Source organism: Desulfurellaceae bacterium, from assembly GCA_021296095.1.
Taxonomy (GTDB): domain Bacteria; phylum Desulfobacterota; class Binatia; order Bin18; family Bin18; genus JAAXHF01.
The window spans coordinates 28,426-44,149 of record JAGWBB010000015.1 but is presented as its reverse complement, the minus strand read 5'-3'; the positions used below and the strand labels follow the sequence as shown (position 1 = coordinate 44,149).

Annotated in this window: 18 protein-coding genes; 12 read left to right on the top strand and 6 right to left on the bottom strand. The window is 60.3% G+C overall.

The window, feature by feature from the left end:
• The first annotated feature begins 55 nt into the window (after positions 1-55).
• The 5 genes from proS to J4F42_05280 all read left to right on the top strand — a co-directional run bounded on the left by proS (position 56) and on the right by J4F42_05280 (position 5,769).
• A complete protein-coding gene (gene proS / locus J4F42_05300) occupies positions 56-1,579 on the top strand; it encodes a proline--tRNA ligase (protein ID MCE2484906.1) in 1,524 nt (507 codons plus the stop codon).
• Positions 1,580-2,620: 1,041 nt separating this feature from the next.
• Entirely contained in the window at positions 2,621-3,943 is a 1,323-nt protein-coding gene (locus tag J4F42_05295) for an LLM class flavin-dependent oxidoreductase (protein ID MCE2484905.1), read from the top strand.
• Positions 3,940-4,734 carry an alpha/beta hydrolase gene (locus J4F42_05290; GenBank protein ID MCE2484904.1) on the top strand — a complete coding sequence of 265 codons (795 nt, stop codon included), beginning with the start codon at positions 3,940-3,942 and terminating at the stop codon, positions 4,732-4,734. Before J4F42_05295 ends, J4F42_05290 begins: the two co-directional genes overlap by 4 nt.
• A gap of 31 nt (positions 4,735-4,765) precedes the next feature.
• The gene (locus tag J4F42_05285) at positions 4,766-4,993 is read left to right on the top strand and encodes a hypothetical protein (GenBank protein MCE2484903.1); all 228 of its coding nucleotides are present in this window, start codon (positions 4,766-4,768) and stop codon (positions 4,991-4,993) included.
• A 14-nt stretch (positions 4,994-5,007) separates the two neighbouring features.
• On the top strand, positions 5,008-5,769 hold the full coding sequence (locus J4F42_05280; GenBank protein ID MCE2484902.1) for an SDR family oxidoreductase: 762 nt from the start codon (positions 5,008-5,010) through the stop codon (positions 5,767-5,769).
• A 214-nt stretch (positions 5,770-5,983) separates the two neighbouring features.
• Here J4F42_05280 and J4F42_05275 read toward each other — a convergent pair whose 3' ends face one another.
• The 4 genes from J4F42_05275 to J4F42_05260 all read right to left on the bottom strand — a co-directional run bounded on the left by J4F42_05275 (position 5,984) and on the right by J4F42_05260 (position 9,248).
• Positions 5,984-6,340 carry a hypothetical protein gene (locus J4F42_05275; protein ID MCE2484901.1) on the bottom strand — a complete coding sequence of 119 codons (357 nt, stop codon included), beginning with the start codon at positions 6,338-6,340 and terminating at the stop codon, positions 5,984-5,986.
• The gene (locus J4F42_05270; protein MCE2484900.1) at positions 6,306-7,382 is read right to left on the bottom strand and encodes an LLM class flavin-dependent oxidoreductase; all 1,077 of its coding nucleotides are present in this window, start codon (positions 7,380-7,382) and stop codon (positions 6,306-6,308) included. The genes J4F42_05275 and J4F42_05270 overlap by 35 nt, the downstream gene beginning before the upstream one ends.
• 59 nt (positions 7,383-7,441) lie before the next feature.
• Positions 7,442-7,972: a VOC family protein gene (locus J4F42_05265; protein MCE2484899.1), complete on the bottom strand. Its 531-nt coding sequence runs from the start codon at positions 7,970-7,972 to the stop codon at positions 7,442-7,444.
• 241 nt (positions 7,973-8,213) lie between these two features.
• A complete protein-coding gene (locus tag J4F42_05260) occupies positions 8,214-9,248 on the bottom strand; it encodes a histone deacetylase (GenBank protein MCE2484898.1) in 1,035 nt (344 codons plus the stop codon).
• 71 nt (positions 9,249-9,319) lie between these two features.
• On the opposite strand from J4F42_05260, the gene tatB reads away from it, so the two are divergent.
• Positions 9,320-9,661 carry a twin-arginine translocase subunit TatB gene (gene tatB / locus J4F42_05255; protein ID MCE2484897.1) on the top strand — a complete coding sequence of 114 codons (342 nt, stop codon included), beginning with the start codon at positions 9,320-9,322 and terminating at the stop codon, positions 9,659-9,661.
• Positions 9,658-10,401 (top strand): twin-arginine translocase subunit TatC, encoded by a 744-nt coding sequence (gene tatC / locus J4F42_05250; GenBank protein MCE2484896.1) that lies wholly within the window; start codon positions 9,658-9,660, stop codon positions 10,399-10,401. Before tatB ends, tatC begins: the two co-directional genes overlap by 4 nt.
• A 4-nt stretch (positions 10,402-10,405) precedes the next feature.
• Here the strand turns inward: tatC and J4F42_05245 are convergent, their stop codons facing one another.
• Complete coding sequence (locus J4F42_05245; GenBank protein ID MCE2484895.1) at positions 10,406-10,678, bottom strand: DUF4911 domain-containing protein; 273 nt, start codon at positions 10,676-10,678, stop codon at positions 10,406-10,408.
• A 171-nt stretch (positions 10,679-10,849) separates the two neighbouring features.
• Here J4F42_05245 and J4F42_05240 point away from each other — a divergent pair, with 171 nt between their 5' ends.
• Positions 10,850-12,058, top strand: coding sequence for a CoA transferase (locus tag J4F42_05240; GenBank protein MCE2484894.1), 1,209 nt, complete (start codon positions 10,850-10,852; stop codon positions 12,056-12,058).
• A gap of 14 nt (positions 12,059-12,072) precedes the next feature.
• Positions 12,073-13,287, top strand: a complete 1,215-nt coding sequence (locus J4F42_05235; GenBank protein ID MCE2484893.1) for a CoA transferase — start codon at positions 12,073-12,075, stop codon at positions 13,285-13,287.
• A 9-nt stretch (positions 13,288-13,296) separates the two neighbouring features.
• On the opposite strand, the gene J4F42_05230 is transcribed toward J4F42_05235, so the two are convergent.
• Complete coding sequence (locus J4F42_05230; protein MCE2484892.1) at positions 13,297-14,394, bottom strand: amidohydrolase; 1,098 nt, start codon at positions 14,392-14,394, stop codon at positions 13,297-13,299.
• A gap of 262 nt (positions 14,395-14,656) precedes the next feature.
• On the opposite strand from J4F42_05230, the gene J4F42_05225 reads away from it, so the two are divergent.
• The 3 genes from J4F42_05225 to J4F42_05215 form a co-directional block, all read left to right on the top strand.
• A complete protein-coding gene (locus J4F42_05225) occupies positions 14,657-14,896 on the top strand; it encodes a BrnT family toxin (GenBank protein ID MCE2484891.1) in 240 nt (79 codons plus the stop codon).
• Positions 14,868-15,353, top strand: coding sequence for a hypothetical protein (locus tag J4F42_05220; protein ID MCE2484890.1), 486 nt, complete (start codon positions 14,868-14,870; stop codon positions 15,351-15,353). Before J4F42_05225 ends, J4F42_05220 begins: the two co-directional genes overlap by 29 nt.
• A 55-nt stretch (positions 15,354-15,408) precedes the next feature.
• A partial coding sequence (locus J4F42_05215; protein ID MCE2484889.1) for an acetyl-CoA carboxylase biotin carboxylase subunit occupies positions 15,409-15,724 on the top strand: 316 nt, incomplete at its 3' end.

Sequence of the window (15,724 nt, the reverse complement as noted above, 5' to 3'; positions counted from 1 at the left end):
AATCACCTCATCGAGAAGAGAGCAGCGTTTCTTTTGACAGACACGGAGGAGCGGCATGAACCGAGCCCGAAAGACGGCGATTTCTCCAACCCGAGACGAAGACTACACCGAGTGGTACCAGCAGGTCATTCGGGCCGCCGACCTGGCAGAAACCTCGGCGGTCCGGGGTTGTATGGTCATCAAGCCGTGGGGCTACAGCCTGTGGGAGAACATCCAGCGGGTCCTGGACGGCATGTTCAAGGCCACCGGCCATCAAAACGCCTATTTCCCGCTCTTCATTCCGCTCAGTTTCATGCAAAAAGAGGCCGAGCACGTCGAAGGCTTTGCCAAGGAATGCGCGGTTGTGACCCATCATCGGCTGGAGGCCGGACCGGACGGTCGGCTCGTCCCGTCTGGAGAACTGACCGAGCCCCTGGTCGTCCGCCCCACCTCTGAAACCATTATCGGCGCGACGTTTGCCAAGTGGGTGCAGTCCTACCGCGACCTGCCGCTGCTGATCAACCAGTGGGCCAATGTCGTGCGCTGGGAAATGCGGCCGCGTATCTTTCTGCGCACCGCCGAATTCCTGTGGCAGGAGGGTCACACGGTTCACGCCACCGCCGAGGACGCCCAGCAAGAGACCGACCGTATGCTTGGCGTATACGCCGATTTTGCCGAGCGCTACATGGCGATTCCGGTTATCAAGGGCGAAAAGACCCCGGGCGAGCGCTTCCCCGGCGCCGTCTCCACCTATTCCATCGAGGCCATGATGCAGGACCGCAAGGCGCTCCAGGCCGGCACCTCACATTTTCTGGGCCAGAACTTTGCCCGTTCGTCCGAGATTCGCTTCTCCGACCCCAGCGGCCAGGAAGCCTACGCCTGGACCACCTCGTGGGGAGTCTCGACCCGTCTCATCGGCGGCTTGATCATGACCCATAGCGACGATAACGGCCTGATCCTGCCGCCCAAACTGGCTCCCCGCCATGTCGTGATCCTGCCCCTGTTGCGCAAGAAGACAAACCGGGACGAAATCCTGGCCTACTGCGAGAGTCTGGCCCAGGAACTGCGGGCGCTGCGCTACGACGACCAGCCCCTGCAGGTCGAACTTGACGTGCGGGACGCCTCAGGCGGAGAAAAGGTCTGGTCGTGGATTAAAAAAGGCGTGCCCATCCGACTCGAGATCGGACAGCGCGAGCTTGAAGACCACACCGTTTTTGTCGGCCGCCGTGACCGACAGCAGTCGGAGCGGGTGAGCCAGTCGCGGGCCGAGTTTGTGGCAACGCTTGGCGCCCAACTCGACGACATCCAGCACGGCCTGTTTGACCGCGCTCGCCGCTTCCGCGATCAACATACCCACCGCATTGACTCAAAAGCCGACCTGTACGACTTCTTTACCCCCCACAATCGTGACAAACCGGAGATCCACGCCGGCTTTGCCCTCAGCCACTGGAACGGCCAGCCCGATGTCGAAGAGACGATCAAGAATGACCTGAACGTCACGATTCGGTGCATTCCGCTCGACGCCCCGGAAGAAGACGGCAGCTGCGTGATGAGCGGTCAAGCCAGCAAGCGGCGGGTCGTTTTCGCCAAGTCGTATTAGTCTTGCTACGTCCTGGTAGTGCAGACAACAGGACAAAAGATACAGGGATGGGGAACACGTTGCAGAATGGCGAGGTGAGGAACAAACTAGGAACACATCTGCCCGACAGGTTTGATGAGCGAGGAAGAGAAAATGAAGGCACTGGAGTGAACCCGATATATACCCAAAATTGAGCAGCTCAGGCTGCGCATATCTGGCCTCTCTGCCGTACGCGGCATGCGCTATGAGGACACCCGTTCGCCGGGAAACGAGTACTCCCGCCCGACTTCACAGACTTGGACATGGTAGGACGAGAAGAACTCTTTCCTGCCCCTCTCCTGGGCGCGTCGGTGGTCAGGATGCTCCCGCTACGCTTTGGCCGCCGCCAGGGTCTGAAATTCTGCAAGAGAGACGCCTTCACCGTCGCTGGCTGTAAAGTCCTTGACGGCAACAAAGCACGGCAACAAAGCCCGGTATGGTCTGCACCAGAGTCCGCATCTCCTGCGTGAGCTGCCCCAAGGCAGCCTGGTCCGCTCCCGCCCGAAGTCGGGTACGAACTATGACAATAACCATAATCCCCCCCTGGATACCTGTCCGTTACGAGCCGTAGCGTGCGCCTGTCAGGCCGTTCGGTTCGGAAGATTGCAGTCTGGCGACAAACCGTGTCCGCCACAGTTCGTACATCACCGCGTGGAGGCCGGCAAATTCGCGCTCTTCCCTCTTTTGCATGCCGAGTTTTTGCAACACGCGAATGGGTGCCCGACAAGAGTGCCTAGTGGCGGACGCTTCGTTGACTCCTGTCACGATTTGCCCGCCAGCTTCCAAATAGGTGCGCTGCACGGTCACGACCCGATTCAACGGGCTGGGTCCGCTGGTGTACGCTTGTGTCCAGCGTGTCCTCCTCTTGCGATGTCCTATCCGACGGTGCATATTCCTGTCTGACAAACGGGAGAACGGACCGGACCTCATGTCCGGCGTGATGGCCTGCGGGACTGATCGATATCGGCATGATTATTCGGCACGCGCCTGGCGGGTCTGAGGCAACTGGCGAGAGGAATATCTATGAAGACGATTTGGTTTCACATGCAAGGCTACCGGGATCTGCCGGATGACTTCCGTGATCGGTATGAGAGTATCTGGGTCACCCCTCCGACTGACGAACTGTGCGATCCGGAAACGGTCGGCAAGTATCTGAACTGGAATCTGGACGAATTGGAGCTGGCCGACGATCTCGGCTTTGACGGGCTCGGCCTGAACGAGCATCATCAGAACGCGTATGGCTTTCCTGTCTCGCCCAATCTGATCGCGGCCAATCTGGCCCGTCGCAAATCTGATGCCGCGATTGTCATGTTGGGCAATACCTTGCCGCTCTACAATCCGCCTCTCCGAGTGGCCGAAGAGATGGCGCTGCTCGACTGTCTGAGTGGTGGACGCCTGGTCGCTGGCTGGCCAGTTGGCTCGGCCATGGACACAGCCGGCTGCTATGGCATTACGCCGACCGAAGTGCGGCCACGCTACTACGAAGCCCATGATCTCATCAAACAAGCGTGGACCAAGCCTGGCCCGTTTCCGTTTAACGGCAAGTTTACCAAGCTGCGCTATGTCAACTTGTGGCCGAAGCCGATTCAGAAACCCCATCCGCCGATCTGGTGTGCAGGCGGCGGGTCGGTTGAGACGTGGAAGTTTGCGGCTGAGAATGATTACACCTATAGCTATCTGAGCTTTCTGGGCCATAAGGCTGCGCAAAATATGATGAATCGGTACTGGGATACCGTGGCCGCCTCGGGGCGCGATGATAATCCGTACCGGGCCGGTTTTGCGCAACTCGTTGTGGTCAGCGAAACCGACGCCCAAGCCGAGAAAGAGTATCTGCCGCATATCCGTAATTTCTTCGATAAGTCGCTGTATATCGCCGGTCACCATGCCGTTGTGCCCGGCTATATGACCAAACACAGCCTGGAATTTAATCTCAAGCGTTCAGGTGGAGCGACTCCATTTGGGGCAGTCTCGGGGAAAGACATGACCTGGCAGGAACAGGTCGAAAAGCAGGGCATTGTCATTGGCGGGAGCCCCAAAACGGTCGCTGATCGTCTCACTGAGGCGGTCAAGAACCTCCGAGTTGGCCATTTGATGGTGATTCTCCAGATCCAGTCAATGGAGCCGGAATTGACGGCCAAGAACACGCGTCTGTTCGCCGAAGAGGTCCTGCCCCGCATTCGCGGTATCTGGGATGAGCAAGGCTATGAGGATCGTTGGTGGCCGCAAGGGGCAACCCGCAACGCCCAAGCCCGCAGTCCGCAGGTGAATGGCAGCGACGCTGCCCGTGGCGCGACCCGGAACGAGAGCGAAGCTCCGCACATGACGGCGAAGGGAGCCCACTCGTGAGCGCGCCCGCTTCACAGTCTGTCAGCCTGCCCGGCGGCTTTGCGCCGAATACGACGCTCGTCCGCGGCGAGGGCTCACCCGTCGTTTTTCTGCACGGTCCGTTTGGCCAGGAATGGGGCGGTTTTCTGAATGATGTGGCCGCCCAGCACACCGTCTTTGCCCCGGCGCATCCGGGCGCTGTCGAGCCCAAGGATTTACACCAGCTCGATAACTTGTGGGACCTGATGCTGTATTACGATGACGTGTTGGCTGCGCTGGGCCTCGATCAGGTCGATCTGATTGGCCACTCCTTTGGGGGAATGGTGGCGGCAGAGCTGGCGGCAAGCTTTCCCCATCGTGTTGGCAAACTTGTGCTGATCGATGCCCTGGGACTGTGGCGGGACGATGCTCCGGTCAGTGACCATGTCATGGTCGCACCGGAAACCCAGGTGGAACTCTTGTACCGTAATCCCAATACGCCTGAGGTCGCCGCCCGACTGAGTCTGCCGGAAGACCCGGATGAAAAAGTGGACGCGCTGGTCCACCGCGTGAGTTCTCTCGCCAGCACCTCACATTTTATCTGGCCGATTCCGGAACGGGGTTTAGCCAAACGACTCCGCCGCGTCCGAGCAAAAACACTCATTGTCTGGGGCAAACAAGACCGCCTGGTGCCGGTTGTCTACGCAGACGAGTTCGCCTCGCGGATTGCAGACGCGCAGGTTCGGCTGATCGACAACGCCGGGCATGTCCCATACGTCGAACAGCACACCCAAGTTTCACAGTTGGTGCGTGAGTTTTTGGCGACCGGCTGACGGACGTCCCCACCCACGACAGGAGGCAACCATGAGCAGTGAGAGCGGGACTACCGCCGCCGCCGGCTTCACGCTTCAATACCGGATCGAGGGCGCCGGTCCACCCGCTATCGTCATCGGCGAACTCGTCTTCCACGATTATATTTTCGACCCGGAAGGCGCAGCAAACGAAGCCGTCGTCTGGATGTGCTCGGAGGCGGCGTCCTTTAGTCGAACTCTCAATCATCCAGAAGATGGTTCAAGAGTGAAATCCTTTTGAAAAGGAGGTCATACATGGCAGGACTCTTAGACGGAAAGGTCGCTTTAATCACGGGCGCGAGTACCGGAATTGGCCGGGCGACCGCTCAGGTTTTTGCTCGGGAAGGCGCAAAAGTTGCGGTAGCGGATGTGAATGCCGAAGGCGCCGAGGAAACCGTGCGCTTGATCAAAGACGCTGGGGGCGACGCGATCTTTATACAGGCTGACGTATCCCAAGCGGCTGAGACAGAAGCCATGGTCAAAAAAGTGGTGGAGACTTATGGCCGGCTGGACTGCGCCTTTAATAATGCTGGCATCGAAGGCGACTTCGTGCCAACGCCGGACTATCCTGAAGCCACCTGGGATCGGGTGATCGGTATTAACCTCAAGGGCGTATGGCTCAGCATGAAAGCGGAAATCCAGCAGATGCTCAGCCAAGGCGGAGGCGCGATTGTAAACACTGCCTCAGTGGCAGGTTTACAAGGTATACCAGCCGGGTCCGCCTACGTCGCAGCCAAACATGGGGTGGTCGGACTCACCAAGACCGCAGCGCTTGAGTATGCCAAGTCCGGCATTCGGGTGAATGCGGTCTGTCCAGGCGCTGTGGAGACGCCGATGCTCAAGCGCGCCTTTGAAAAAGTGCCCGAAATGGCCGAAGGGATTAGCGCCGCAGAACCCGTTGGTCGTATGGCCCAACCGAGTGAGATCGGCGAAGCCGTGGCGTGGTTGTGTTCTGAAGCGGCCTCGTTTGTGACTGGCCATCCCATGGCGGTGGATGGCGGTTATGTGGCGCAGTAACGGGGCAGCAACGCAGGCTCCTTGCTCTCTTCGTTGATGATGGCAAGACAGGACAGTCTGGAATGAAACCAAAGGAGGACAGACTGCTGAGGTGCCGGGTCAACTCATGCTGGACTGTATGACGATGCGACAGACGTGAGCCCCAGCCCTTCAAGCCGCCTAATCCGGGTAATGGGGATGTGACCCGGACCGATCCCAGAGTGCAGAACACCCTCTAGACAAACTCGGGCATCACTTCCTGGGCGAAGACCTCCAGCCCACGTCTGGCCCGGGCCGTATCCTGCGCCCCGGCGTGCAGGGAGAAGGCCACCTGCTCGATGCCGAACTCGTCCCGCAGCTCCCCCAGCCGCCGTCGGCAGTCGGACGGGTTGCCCACGCTGGTCCGCTCCTTCAGATTGTCGGGCAGGGAGTGGATCAGCTCAAAAAGGCGCGAGCGAGGCTCCCCGCCGCTTTCGCCAAAATAGCGGTAGTCAAAGTTGAGGGTGGTATAGCCGTCGGCCTGGAGCCGCTTGGCATTATCGGGGAGAAAGATTTCCTTACAGTGCGGCCAGCGTTTTCTCAGCCTGGGCATCGCCTTTTTGGAAATGGGGCAGGACATATTTGGCAAAGCGCTGCATGGATTGCAGCACCAGATCGTGGTTCATCCCACCCCAGTTGAGGAAATAGATGAACTGGTCCATCTGCAAGTCTTTTTGAAAGCGTTCCAGCTTGGCAATGACTTGGTCGGGATCGCCAATCAGCGTGCGCTCATTGTACAGGACATCATACGTGAGCGTTTGCATCGTCGGAGCAAACTGGGCGTACGATTTGTACTGCTCGGATTTGATCTTTTTGGGAAAGAGCGAGCCGGCCAGGTTCACACAGTTCATCACCGCCTGCTCGGCCTCGGCCTTGGCTTTGGCTGCGGTCTCTCCCACATAGGTGTGGAACAGGGCGATGACCTCTGTGCCGCCATGGCCATGCTGGCCGAGTTTCTCTTTGTAGTCGGCAATCTGGCCCTGCGTCACTTCGATGGGCAGCGGATAGGGCACCTGGAGAATGCTATAGCCTTTGCGCGCGGCCCAGTCATAGCTTTCGGGGCTGAGCGCAGCCGCGTACAGGGGAGGGTGCGGGGTTTGGAGGGGCCGCGGCAAGATCGTGAGGTCGGTGACCTTGGTGAATTGTCCTTCAAAGCTGAGAGGGGCCTCCTGCCAGGCCCGCAGAATCATCTCGACCCCTTCTTCAAGTCGCTGGCGGCCCTCGTTTTGTGACACGCCGATCCCGTCGTATTCAAACGGGAACAGACCGCGCCCAACCCCAAAGTCCAGCCGCCCACCACTCAGCACGTCAACCAGGGCAAAATCTTCCGCTGCGCGGATGGGGTTGTCAAAGGGCACGAGGCTCACCGCCGTGCCCAGGCGAATCCGTTTGGTACGTTCGGCCATGGCCGCCAAGAGCACCTGAGGGCGAGGCAGGATGCCGCCATAGCGGGTGAAATGATGCTCAGACACCCAGGCGGAATCAAAGCCCAGCTCCTCGGCTCGCTGGGTGAGATCAAGAAAATCTGTCAGATACTGTTGGGCTGACTTGACCTCGGGCCAGTGATCGAAAATACAAAACACGCCGATTTTCATCTTGTCTCTCTCCTGTCCCTATGTGTGAGCATGAGGGTGCAGGGTTGGCTGTCTCAAGCTTAGTGCTTATCCGGCGACGACAAGGCCTTGACCGGATCAGCGAGCGCTCCGAGCGGGAGTTTGAAACGATCCTGCATGCGCGCGTCATCCGCGGTGAACTCCCGCACCAGGCAGCAATACTCTAAGGAGATGCCGTTCGGATCTTTGAAGTAGATCGATTTGGCCCAGTTGTGATCGACGACATCGCTGACTTCGACGCCTTTGGAACGGAGTTCGTCGCGTTTCTGGGCCAGGGCGGCTTCATTACCGGCCTCGAACGCGAAGTGATAAAAGCCGCCCGGCACGCCGAGCCCGCTGTTGATGCCGGCATCATATTCACGCGGCACGCCGGGGACCTCGCGCGCTTCCATGAAGGCCATCAGCTGGTGATGGCCGGTATCGAAGAAGATGTGACGGATCTTCCCCCCTTCCTCTATCTCGATCGTGTCGCACACCACCGGCTCGAAACCGAGCAGGTCCTCGTAGAACTCGCGCGTTTTGTCAAGGTCGAGCGTCGAAAGACCAATATGAGAAAATCCTCTGTTCGCCATGTGTCTGTCCTCCTCACAAGCCTGAAAAATCAGGGCCAGGGCACTTCAAAAGCCCTGCTAAAAAGCGTCTACGCTGTTCGACAGGGAAGAAACTTCCCGAATGGTACAGTCAATTCCTCGTTTCTGGAACCGGGGTTTGCGGTGACAGACGGCGTGGAAGCGTCCCGACTCGGTCCTGCCCGAACCTCTCCGGCCGGGCCTGAAGAGCGGAGGGCCGTTCAGCCGACCCGGTGGTTGCCCATCAGGATTTGTCTGCCAGCTCCCAGTAGCTGCGCTGCACGGTCACGACCTGGGGCAACAGGGGCGGGCTGTCGACCTCGGGCAGCGGCGTGTCGAGCTGTGCGCCGCCCATTTCGTCCAGGACCCGCAGGGTGGATTTTTCGAGCCCGATGAGATCATAGCCGCCTTCCAGGAGGGCCGCGCAACGCCCCCCGGCGTGGTCGCGTGCGACCCGCAGCAACACCCGGGCCAGGGCGCCGAAGCCCGCCTCGGTCATTCGTAGGCCGCCCAGGGGGTCGCGGACATGGGCGTCAAAGCCGGCCGAAATCAGCACGAACTGGGGGTCGAACTGGCGGCAGATCGGATCAAGAATCGTCTCGAACAGGTGCTGGTATTCGGCGTCGCCCCAGCCGGCCGGAATGGGCAGGTTGACCGTATAGCCCGCGCCCGTGCCCTGGCCGACATCCTCGGCCGCGCCCGTGCCCGGATAGTAGGGGTATTGGTGGGTCGAGGCGTACAGCACGCCGGGATCGTCGTAAAAGCTGTGCTGGCTGCCGTTGCCGTGGTGCAGGTCCCAGTCCATGAGCAGCACGCGGCTGAGGCCGAAGCGCTCGCGGAGGTACTGGGCGCCGATGGCCGCGCTGTTGAACAGGCAAAAGCCCATCGCCCGGTTGCGCTCGGCATGATGGCCCGGCGGGCGGACCAGGCCAAAGCCGTTATCCACCTCGCCGTCCATGACCGCGTCGAGGATGGCCAGCAGGCCGCCGGTGGCCAGGCGGGCGGTGTCGTAGGACAGGGCCGACACCTGGGTATCGGCGTCAAAGGTGAAGCTGGGTCGGCCGGCTGTTGCCGCCACCCGGCCGATATGAGCCGTGTCGTGAATCAGGCCGATTTCGTCCTCGCTGGCCAGGCGGGGAGCCACCGAGGTCAGGCCGGGTCGCCGGTAGGACTCGACCGCCCGCAACAGGCTGCCGATCCGGGCCGGCCGTTCCGGATGCTGCTGGCCGGGTTGGTGGTCCTGATAGCGTGTGTCAATAACGAGGCCTGTCCGGAGCATGCTGGGTCCCCCTTCGCTTGCGTCGCTTGTCCGATTATACTAGCGTGGCTGGCGAAAGCTAAGGGTGAGCGATGTTCGGTATTGGTGCGCCTGAATTGATTGTGATTCTCGTGGTTGCCCTTGTCGTGCTGGGCCCGAAACGCCTGCCCGAGCTGGCCCGGGGGCTGGGCAGGACGCTGGGCGAGTTTCGACGCGCCACCAGCGGGGTGAGCGAAGAGTTGGACAACGCCCGCGTGCTGCTCGAAGAGGAGGTCCGCCAGGCCGAACACAGCGCGCGGGCCGGTGACAAAGCGGACGACGAGGATGACCATCAGATCGAGAAGAGAGCATCGTCCACTGTGCCCGCTCCGGCCGCCGCTCCGCCGCTCCCCGACCCCGCCTCCCAGCCCGACAAGGAGAAGCCCGTTCAATGACCCCTGACGACACCACGATGTCGCTCATGGGTCATCTGGAAGAACTCCGCTCCCGCATCGTCAAGGCTCTGCTGTCCATCGCCGTGGCGTTCGTGCCGACCTATGTGTTTGCCGACTGGCTGTTCGGCTTTCTGCGCGAGCCGCTGCTGCACGCCTGTCCCGACTGCAGCCTGATCGGCACCAGCCCGACCGAAGCCTTTTTTACCAAGATCAAGGTCGCGTTCATCGCCGCCTTGTTCCTGGCCAGCCCCGGGGTGTTTTACCAGCTGTGGCGCTTTGTGGCGCCGGGTTTGTACGCCAATGAAAAGCGCTACGTGTGGCCGTTTGTCGGCTTTTGTTCGTTCTTTTTCGTTCTGGGCGGTGGGTTTTGCTACACAATCGTCCTGCCCATTGCCTACGCCTTTTTTATTGAGCAGTTCGAGAGCATTGACGTTGAGGCGACCCTGCGTATCAGCGAATACCTGAGCTTCAGCGCGCGCACCCTGCTGGCCTTTGGCGTGACCTTTCAGCTCCCGATTCTGAGCTTTTTCTTTGCCCGGATCGGTTTGCTGACCCACCGCACCCTGATTGGCGCCTTCCGCTATGCCATCCTGGCGATCTTTGTCCTGGCTGCGGTGCTGACCCCGCCCGACGCCATTTCCCAGCTCCTGCTGGCCGGGCCGCTGCTCCTGCTGTACGGGCTGAGCATCGGGGTGGCCTATGTGTTTGCCAGAGCGCCGGACGAGAACGCCGACACCTGAACCGCTATTCTCCGCGCCGGATCTTCTCCACCAGCCAGTCCCCGTCCGTCTCCTGCTCGGCCGGCGGAGTAATCTCGTACAGCTCCAGTTCCTGACCGAGGGCGTGCAGGACCGCCCGGACGTGGTCGATAAAGTCTGGCATGGCCAGGACCACAATCGTGGCTTTTTTGCGGTCAACCGTCCGCACAATGCCGAGGTCCTCGTAGGATTCGAGGATGAATTTGATATAGGCGATGTCCGTCCGCCGGACCCGCAGATAGATTTCGATGACGTCCATAGGCGCTGGGCCTACTGTGCGGTCTGGGACCTGTAGGGGCAACCCCCCGTGGTTGCCCGGGGCGGGGGACCAGCTGTGGCCTCTCAGCTTGACGGCCTGAGCACGGCTGACTACAGTTGGCGGACGCCAGTCCGCGCCGCACCGAGCGGCGGCCGGAAGAAGGAGGGTTTCATGCCGGGGCTTGCACTGGAAGGCTTTAGGATTATCGAATGCGGCGATATGGTCGGCGCGTCCTATGCGGCCAAACTGATGGCCGATATGGGCGCTGAGGTGATCAAGATCGAACCGCCCGGCGGCGATACGGCTCGCCAGCGCGGACCGTTTCCGGGCGGCACCCCCCACCCTGAAAAAAGCGGTCTGTACCTGTATCTGAACACCAATAAGCGGGGCGTGACCCTGGATATGACCGACGGCCGCGGCCGGGCGGTGTTCGACCGGCTGGTCGCCAAAGCCGACCTGCTGATTCACAACGTCCATCCGACCCGCATGGCCGCCCAGGGCCTGGACTATGAGCGCCTGGCCGGGATGAACGCCGGGCTGGTCATGACCTCGATCACGCCCTTTGGTCTCACCGGACCGCGCAAGGACTACGCAGCCTATGACCTGACGACCTGGAACGCGGGTGGGTTGTGCTACCTGAACGGCGGTGGCCCCGGTAGCGAGGATTTGCCGCCGCTGCGGGTGTTTGGCCAGCAGTCGGGCTTTCAGGCCGGCATCCACGCCGCAACAGCCTCGCTGGCCGCCCTGTTCTCGCGCTTTCAGGACGGCCACGGCCAGCACATCGATTTTTCAATCCAGGAGTGTCTGATGGGCATCTCCGAGTTTGCCGGCATCATGCCGACCTATGCCGATCAGGTCGTGGTGCGCTTTACCGGCAATAAAGCCATCCGGCCGCTCGATATCATAGAGTGCAAAGACGGCTGGATCTATGTCGCCTGCGTTGAGGAACACCAGTGGCAGCGCTTTGTCGATCTGATGGGCAACCCGGACTGGGCCAACGAGGAGATCTTCAAGACCCGGCTGGACCGGGCCGAGAACTGGGACGCACTCCAGCTGTTTCTGGAGCCGTGGGTCAAAGAGCAGTCGGTCGACGAGCTGTACCATCTGACCCAGTCTCGTCGTATTCCGTTTGCCCCGGTCTCGACCATGGGCGACCTGCTGAACTCCGAGCATCTGAAAGTCCGCGGCTTTTTTGCCGAAGTCGCCCATCCTGAGGCTGGCACCCATACCTACCCGACCGCCCCCCACACCATGTCCGAAACACCCTGGACGCTGCGTCGCCCGGCGCCGTGTCTGGGCCAGCACAACACCGAGGTATATGCCGAGCTGGGCATGGCTGAGCAGGAGCTGGCGCAGCTTCAGCAGGCCGGCATCATCTAATTGGGAGACACGCCATGAGCAAACCACCACTGGACGGAATTCGTGTTGCCGACTTTTGTTGGGCCTGGGCCGGACCCTACGGGGCGCTGCAGCTGGCCCATCTGGGCGCCGAAGTCATTCGGATTGAGAGCCAGACGCGGCTGTGTCCGTCGCGTATGATTCCCCCCTGGGCCGACAATGAAACGGGCATCAACCGCTGCGGCTATTTCAACCAGTACAATCAGGGCAAGCGTTCCCTGTCGCTCGATCTGAAGAAGCCCGAGGGGATACAGCTGGCCAAACAGCTCGTCGCCAAAAGCGATATTGTGATCGAAAACTTTGCCGGCGGGGTGATGGAAAAAATGGGCCTGGGCTATGAGGTCCTGCGCGCGCTCAAGCCCGACATCATCATGGCCTCGCTGTCGGGCTACGGTCAGACCGGCCCGGAGAAGGGCTATGTGTCGTACGGGCCACCCCAGGTGGCGCTGAGCGGCATGTCGGCCCTGACCGGCTATATTGACGACGGGCCGCGCCAGGCCGGCTTTTCGTACGGCGATCCGAACGGCGGTGTCCACGGCTCGTACGCCATCATGTGCGCCCTGCTGTACCGCGAAAAGACCGGCCACGGCCAGTATATCGATCTCTCCCAGCGTGAAGCCTGCGCCATGCTGCTGCCCGAAGCCATCATGGACTACACCATGAACGGCAATCAGCCGCCGCGCATGGGCAACCGCGATCCGTACATGGCGCCCCACGGCGTCTTTCGCAGCCAGGGCGACGACGCCTGGGTCAGCATTGTGGTCGGGACTGAGGACGAATGGCGGCAGTGCTGCGCGGCGATCGGTCAGCCCGGTCTGGCCGACGATCCGCGCTTTGCCAGTGCCGCCGCCCGCAAGGCCAACGAAGACGAGCTGGAACAGATCGTGACCGCCTGGACCCAGGAGCGGACCGCCCAGGAGGCGACCGAGACGCTCCAAGCGGTTGGGGTGGCGGCCTATCCGGCTCTGAACGGTCGGGAAATGCTGACCGACCCGCAGGTCGAATCCCGCAGCACCTATGTCGAGCACGACCACCCGGAGATCGGCGTGCGCCGCCACCTGGGGATTCCGTGGAAGATGTCCCACACCCCGTGTGAGGTGTGGCGACACGCCCCGACCTTTGGCCAGGATAACGACTACGTGCTGACCGAGGTGCTGGGCCTCAGCCCGACCGAGGTGGCCGGACTGCAGGACAAAGAGGTCCTGAACTGAGTAGCGGTTTTAGAAGCCGTACAGCCGATGGATGTTCTCGTAGGTGATCTTGCGCTTGATCTCGTCTGACACGTCGGCAAAGTTCTGCTCGATAATCGCCCGTGAGTTGGGCCAGGTTGAGGCCCGGTGGGGGAAGTCGGACGCCCACATGAAGTTGTCCTGGCCGATCAGTTGGCTGGTCAGCACGCCGGGCCGGTCATCCTGGAAGGTGGCGTAGACCTGGCGCGTGAAGTACTCGCTGGGCAGCATGCTGATGGGGGTCGGGTCAATATAGCGCAGCGTCTCGTAGGAGATGTCCAGCCGGTTGAGATAGTGGGCGACCCAGCCGATGTCGTTTTCGGCCGATACCAGCCTGAGGCCGGGAAAGCGCTCAAGCACGCCGTTGTAGATCAGATCGGTCAGCGAATACTGGACCTCGTGGATGATCGACATATTGGAGGCTACCCGGCCCTTCTTGAGCCGAATGTTCTGCTTGCCGGTCAGGATGTGGAGGCTGACCGGCATCTGCAAGTCCTGAGCCGCCGCCCAGAACGGATCAAAATGGGTGTCGCTGAACGGCACGTCGCCGGGAGCGGCTGCGTTGATCATGGCTCCCCGGAGTCCCTTGTCGGCAAGCCGCTGGAGTTCATGAACAGCCTGATCGACATCCTGCATGGCAATCAGGCCCAGCCCGATCAGCCGTTTCGGGTCGTGGCCGGAAAACTCTGCCATCCAGTCGTTATAGGCCCGAAAGCTGGCCCACTGGAGATTGACATCTTTGAGGTGAAACAGAAACATGCCCAGCGTGGTGTACAGCACCTCGCCCTCGACTCCGTCGATATCCTGATCTTTGAGGCGCTCGACCGGGTCCCAGCCGCTGGGCCGGGCTTCCTCGTAGCCGACATTCTGGTTGGTCTCCAGGTCTTTGGGGTCTTTGCCTGCGGCAAAGCCGCCGCCGACCGGAAATGGGGTCAGGCCCTCAGCCACAAAAAAGCTGCCCGGTTTGCCCTCGTGGTTTTTGATCACGCGTGGGGCGCGGTCACGAAAGGTGTGATCAATACGCTCCAGCCACAGGTCGGCCGGTTCCATGGTATGCGAGTCCGCCGAGAAAATTGCACCGTTTGCCATCGTCGTCCCTCCTGGCTAAGAGAAAACCCGATTATCCCGCACCCGCTTTCCGTCTGTCAACGGAAAAAAGATATCGTTGATGACCGAACCCATAGTAGGGGTTTTTGAACTGCGACAAAAAGGATAGGGGGCAGGTCTGAAACCTGCTCCTCCTGACCCGTGCGTATGCGGGCATGGCTGTATTGATAGCTATCATTCGTGCTATCCTCTCTCGGTGGATCAGAGCTTCGAGTAGGACGAGAAAAAGAACAGCGAAAACCAATTGAAGCATGGAGTCGCGTTTGAAGCTGCGCAGTACGCCTTCGCTGATCCGCAGCGTGTGATCGCCAAAGATCTGTCCCATAGCCAGGAAGAGGAAAGATATTATTGTTTCGGCAAGGTCGGCGCTGGGATTCTCACCGTTCGGTTTACCTACCGGGGTAGTGTCATTCGCATTATCGGCGCCGGGTATTGGCGAAAAGGAAAACAGACCTATGATGAAGAAAATCACATACACGGATGAACCTCTGGGCAATGTCCAAGTCATAGAGGATTTTTTGCCACCGCCCGAGCAGCTCGTTTTTAAGGAAGGGAAGACCAAAGTTAAAGGCTACGCACACACCGGAAAGAGTGAATCTATGGACTACTCCCCCTCTACTTTCGATAAGAACATCTACGCTACCTCCTTCGGACACAGGCTGTGGTACGACTTCTTAACCCAAGATGAAATCATCGGTCTCATGGAGAATGCGAGCGATAATGGAAAACCGGCTGTGGAGCCTCTGAATCAGCGCCTCCCCGGACGGTATAAACAAGATTTCGACCAATGTGGACAAGTGGACCTATTCAAACAGATGATCGGTCGCATGATACGTCAGATACTTGAAGGGCGCGGCTACGAACTGGAGCGGGATAGCGTCCTAGTCGATCCACCGAGAGAATTCTTCACTACGGGGAGCGTATATAGGAGAAAAGCGTGACGTATGAGATGGGAGCTTCAGTATCTACCATTTCGAATCCTGACAAGTGAGCCATATGAGTCTGAGCAGCCTTTTAATCGCCAATCGAGGCGAAATCGCCATTCGTATTGCGCGGGCCGCGGCCGAGCTGGGCGTGCGGACCGTGGCCGTGTTTTCCGAGGACGACGCCCAGTCGCTACATACCCGCAAGGCCGATGATGCCCAACCGCTGGGTGGGACCGGGCCGGCCTCCTACCTCGACGCCGGGCGGATTGTGGAGCTGGCCAAACAGGCCGGCTGTGGGGCCATTCATCCGGGCTACGGATTTCTGAGTGAGAATGCCGACTTTGCCCGCCGGTGTGCCGAGGCCGGCCTCACCTTTGTCGGACCCC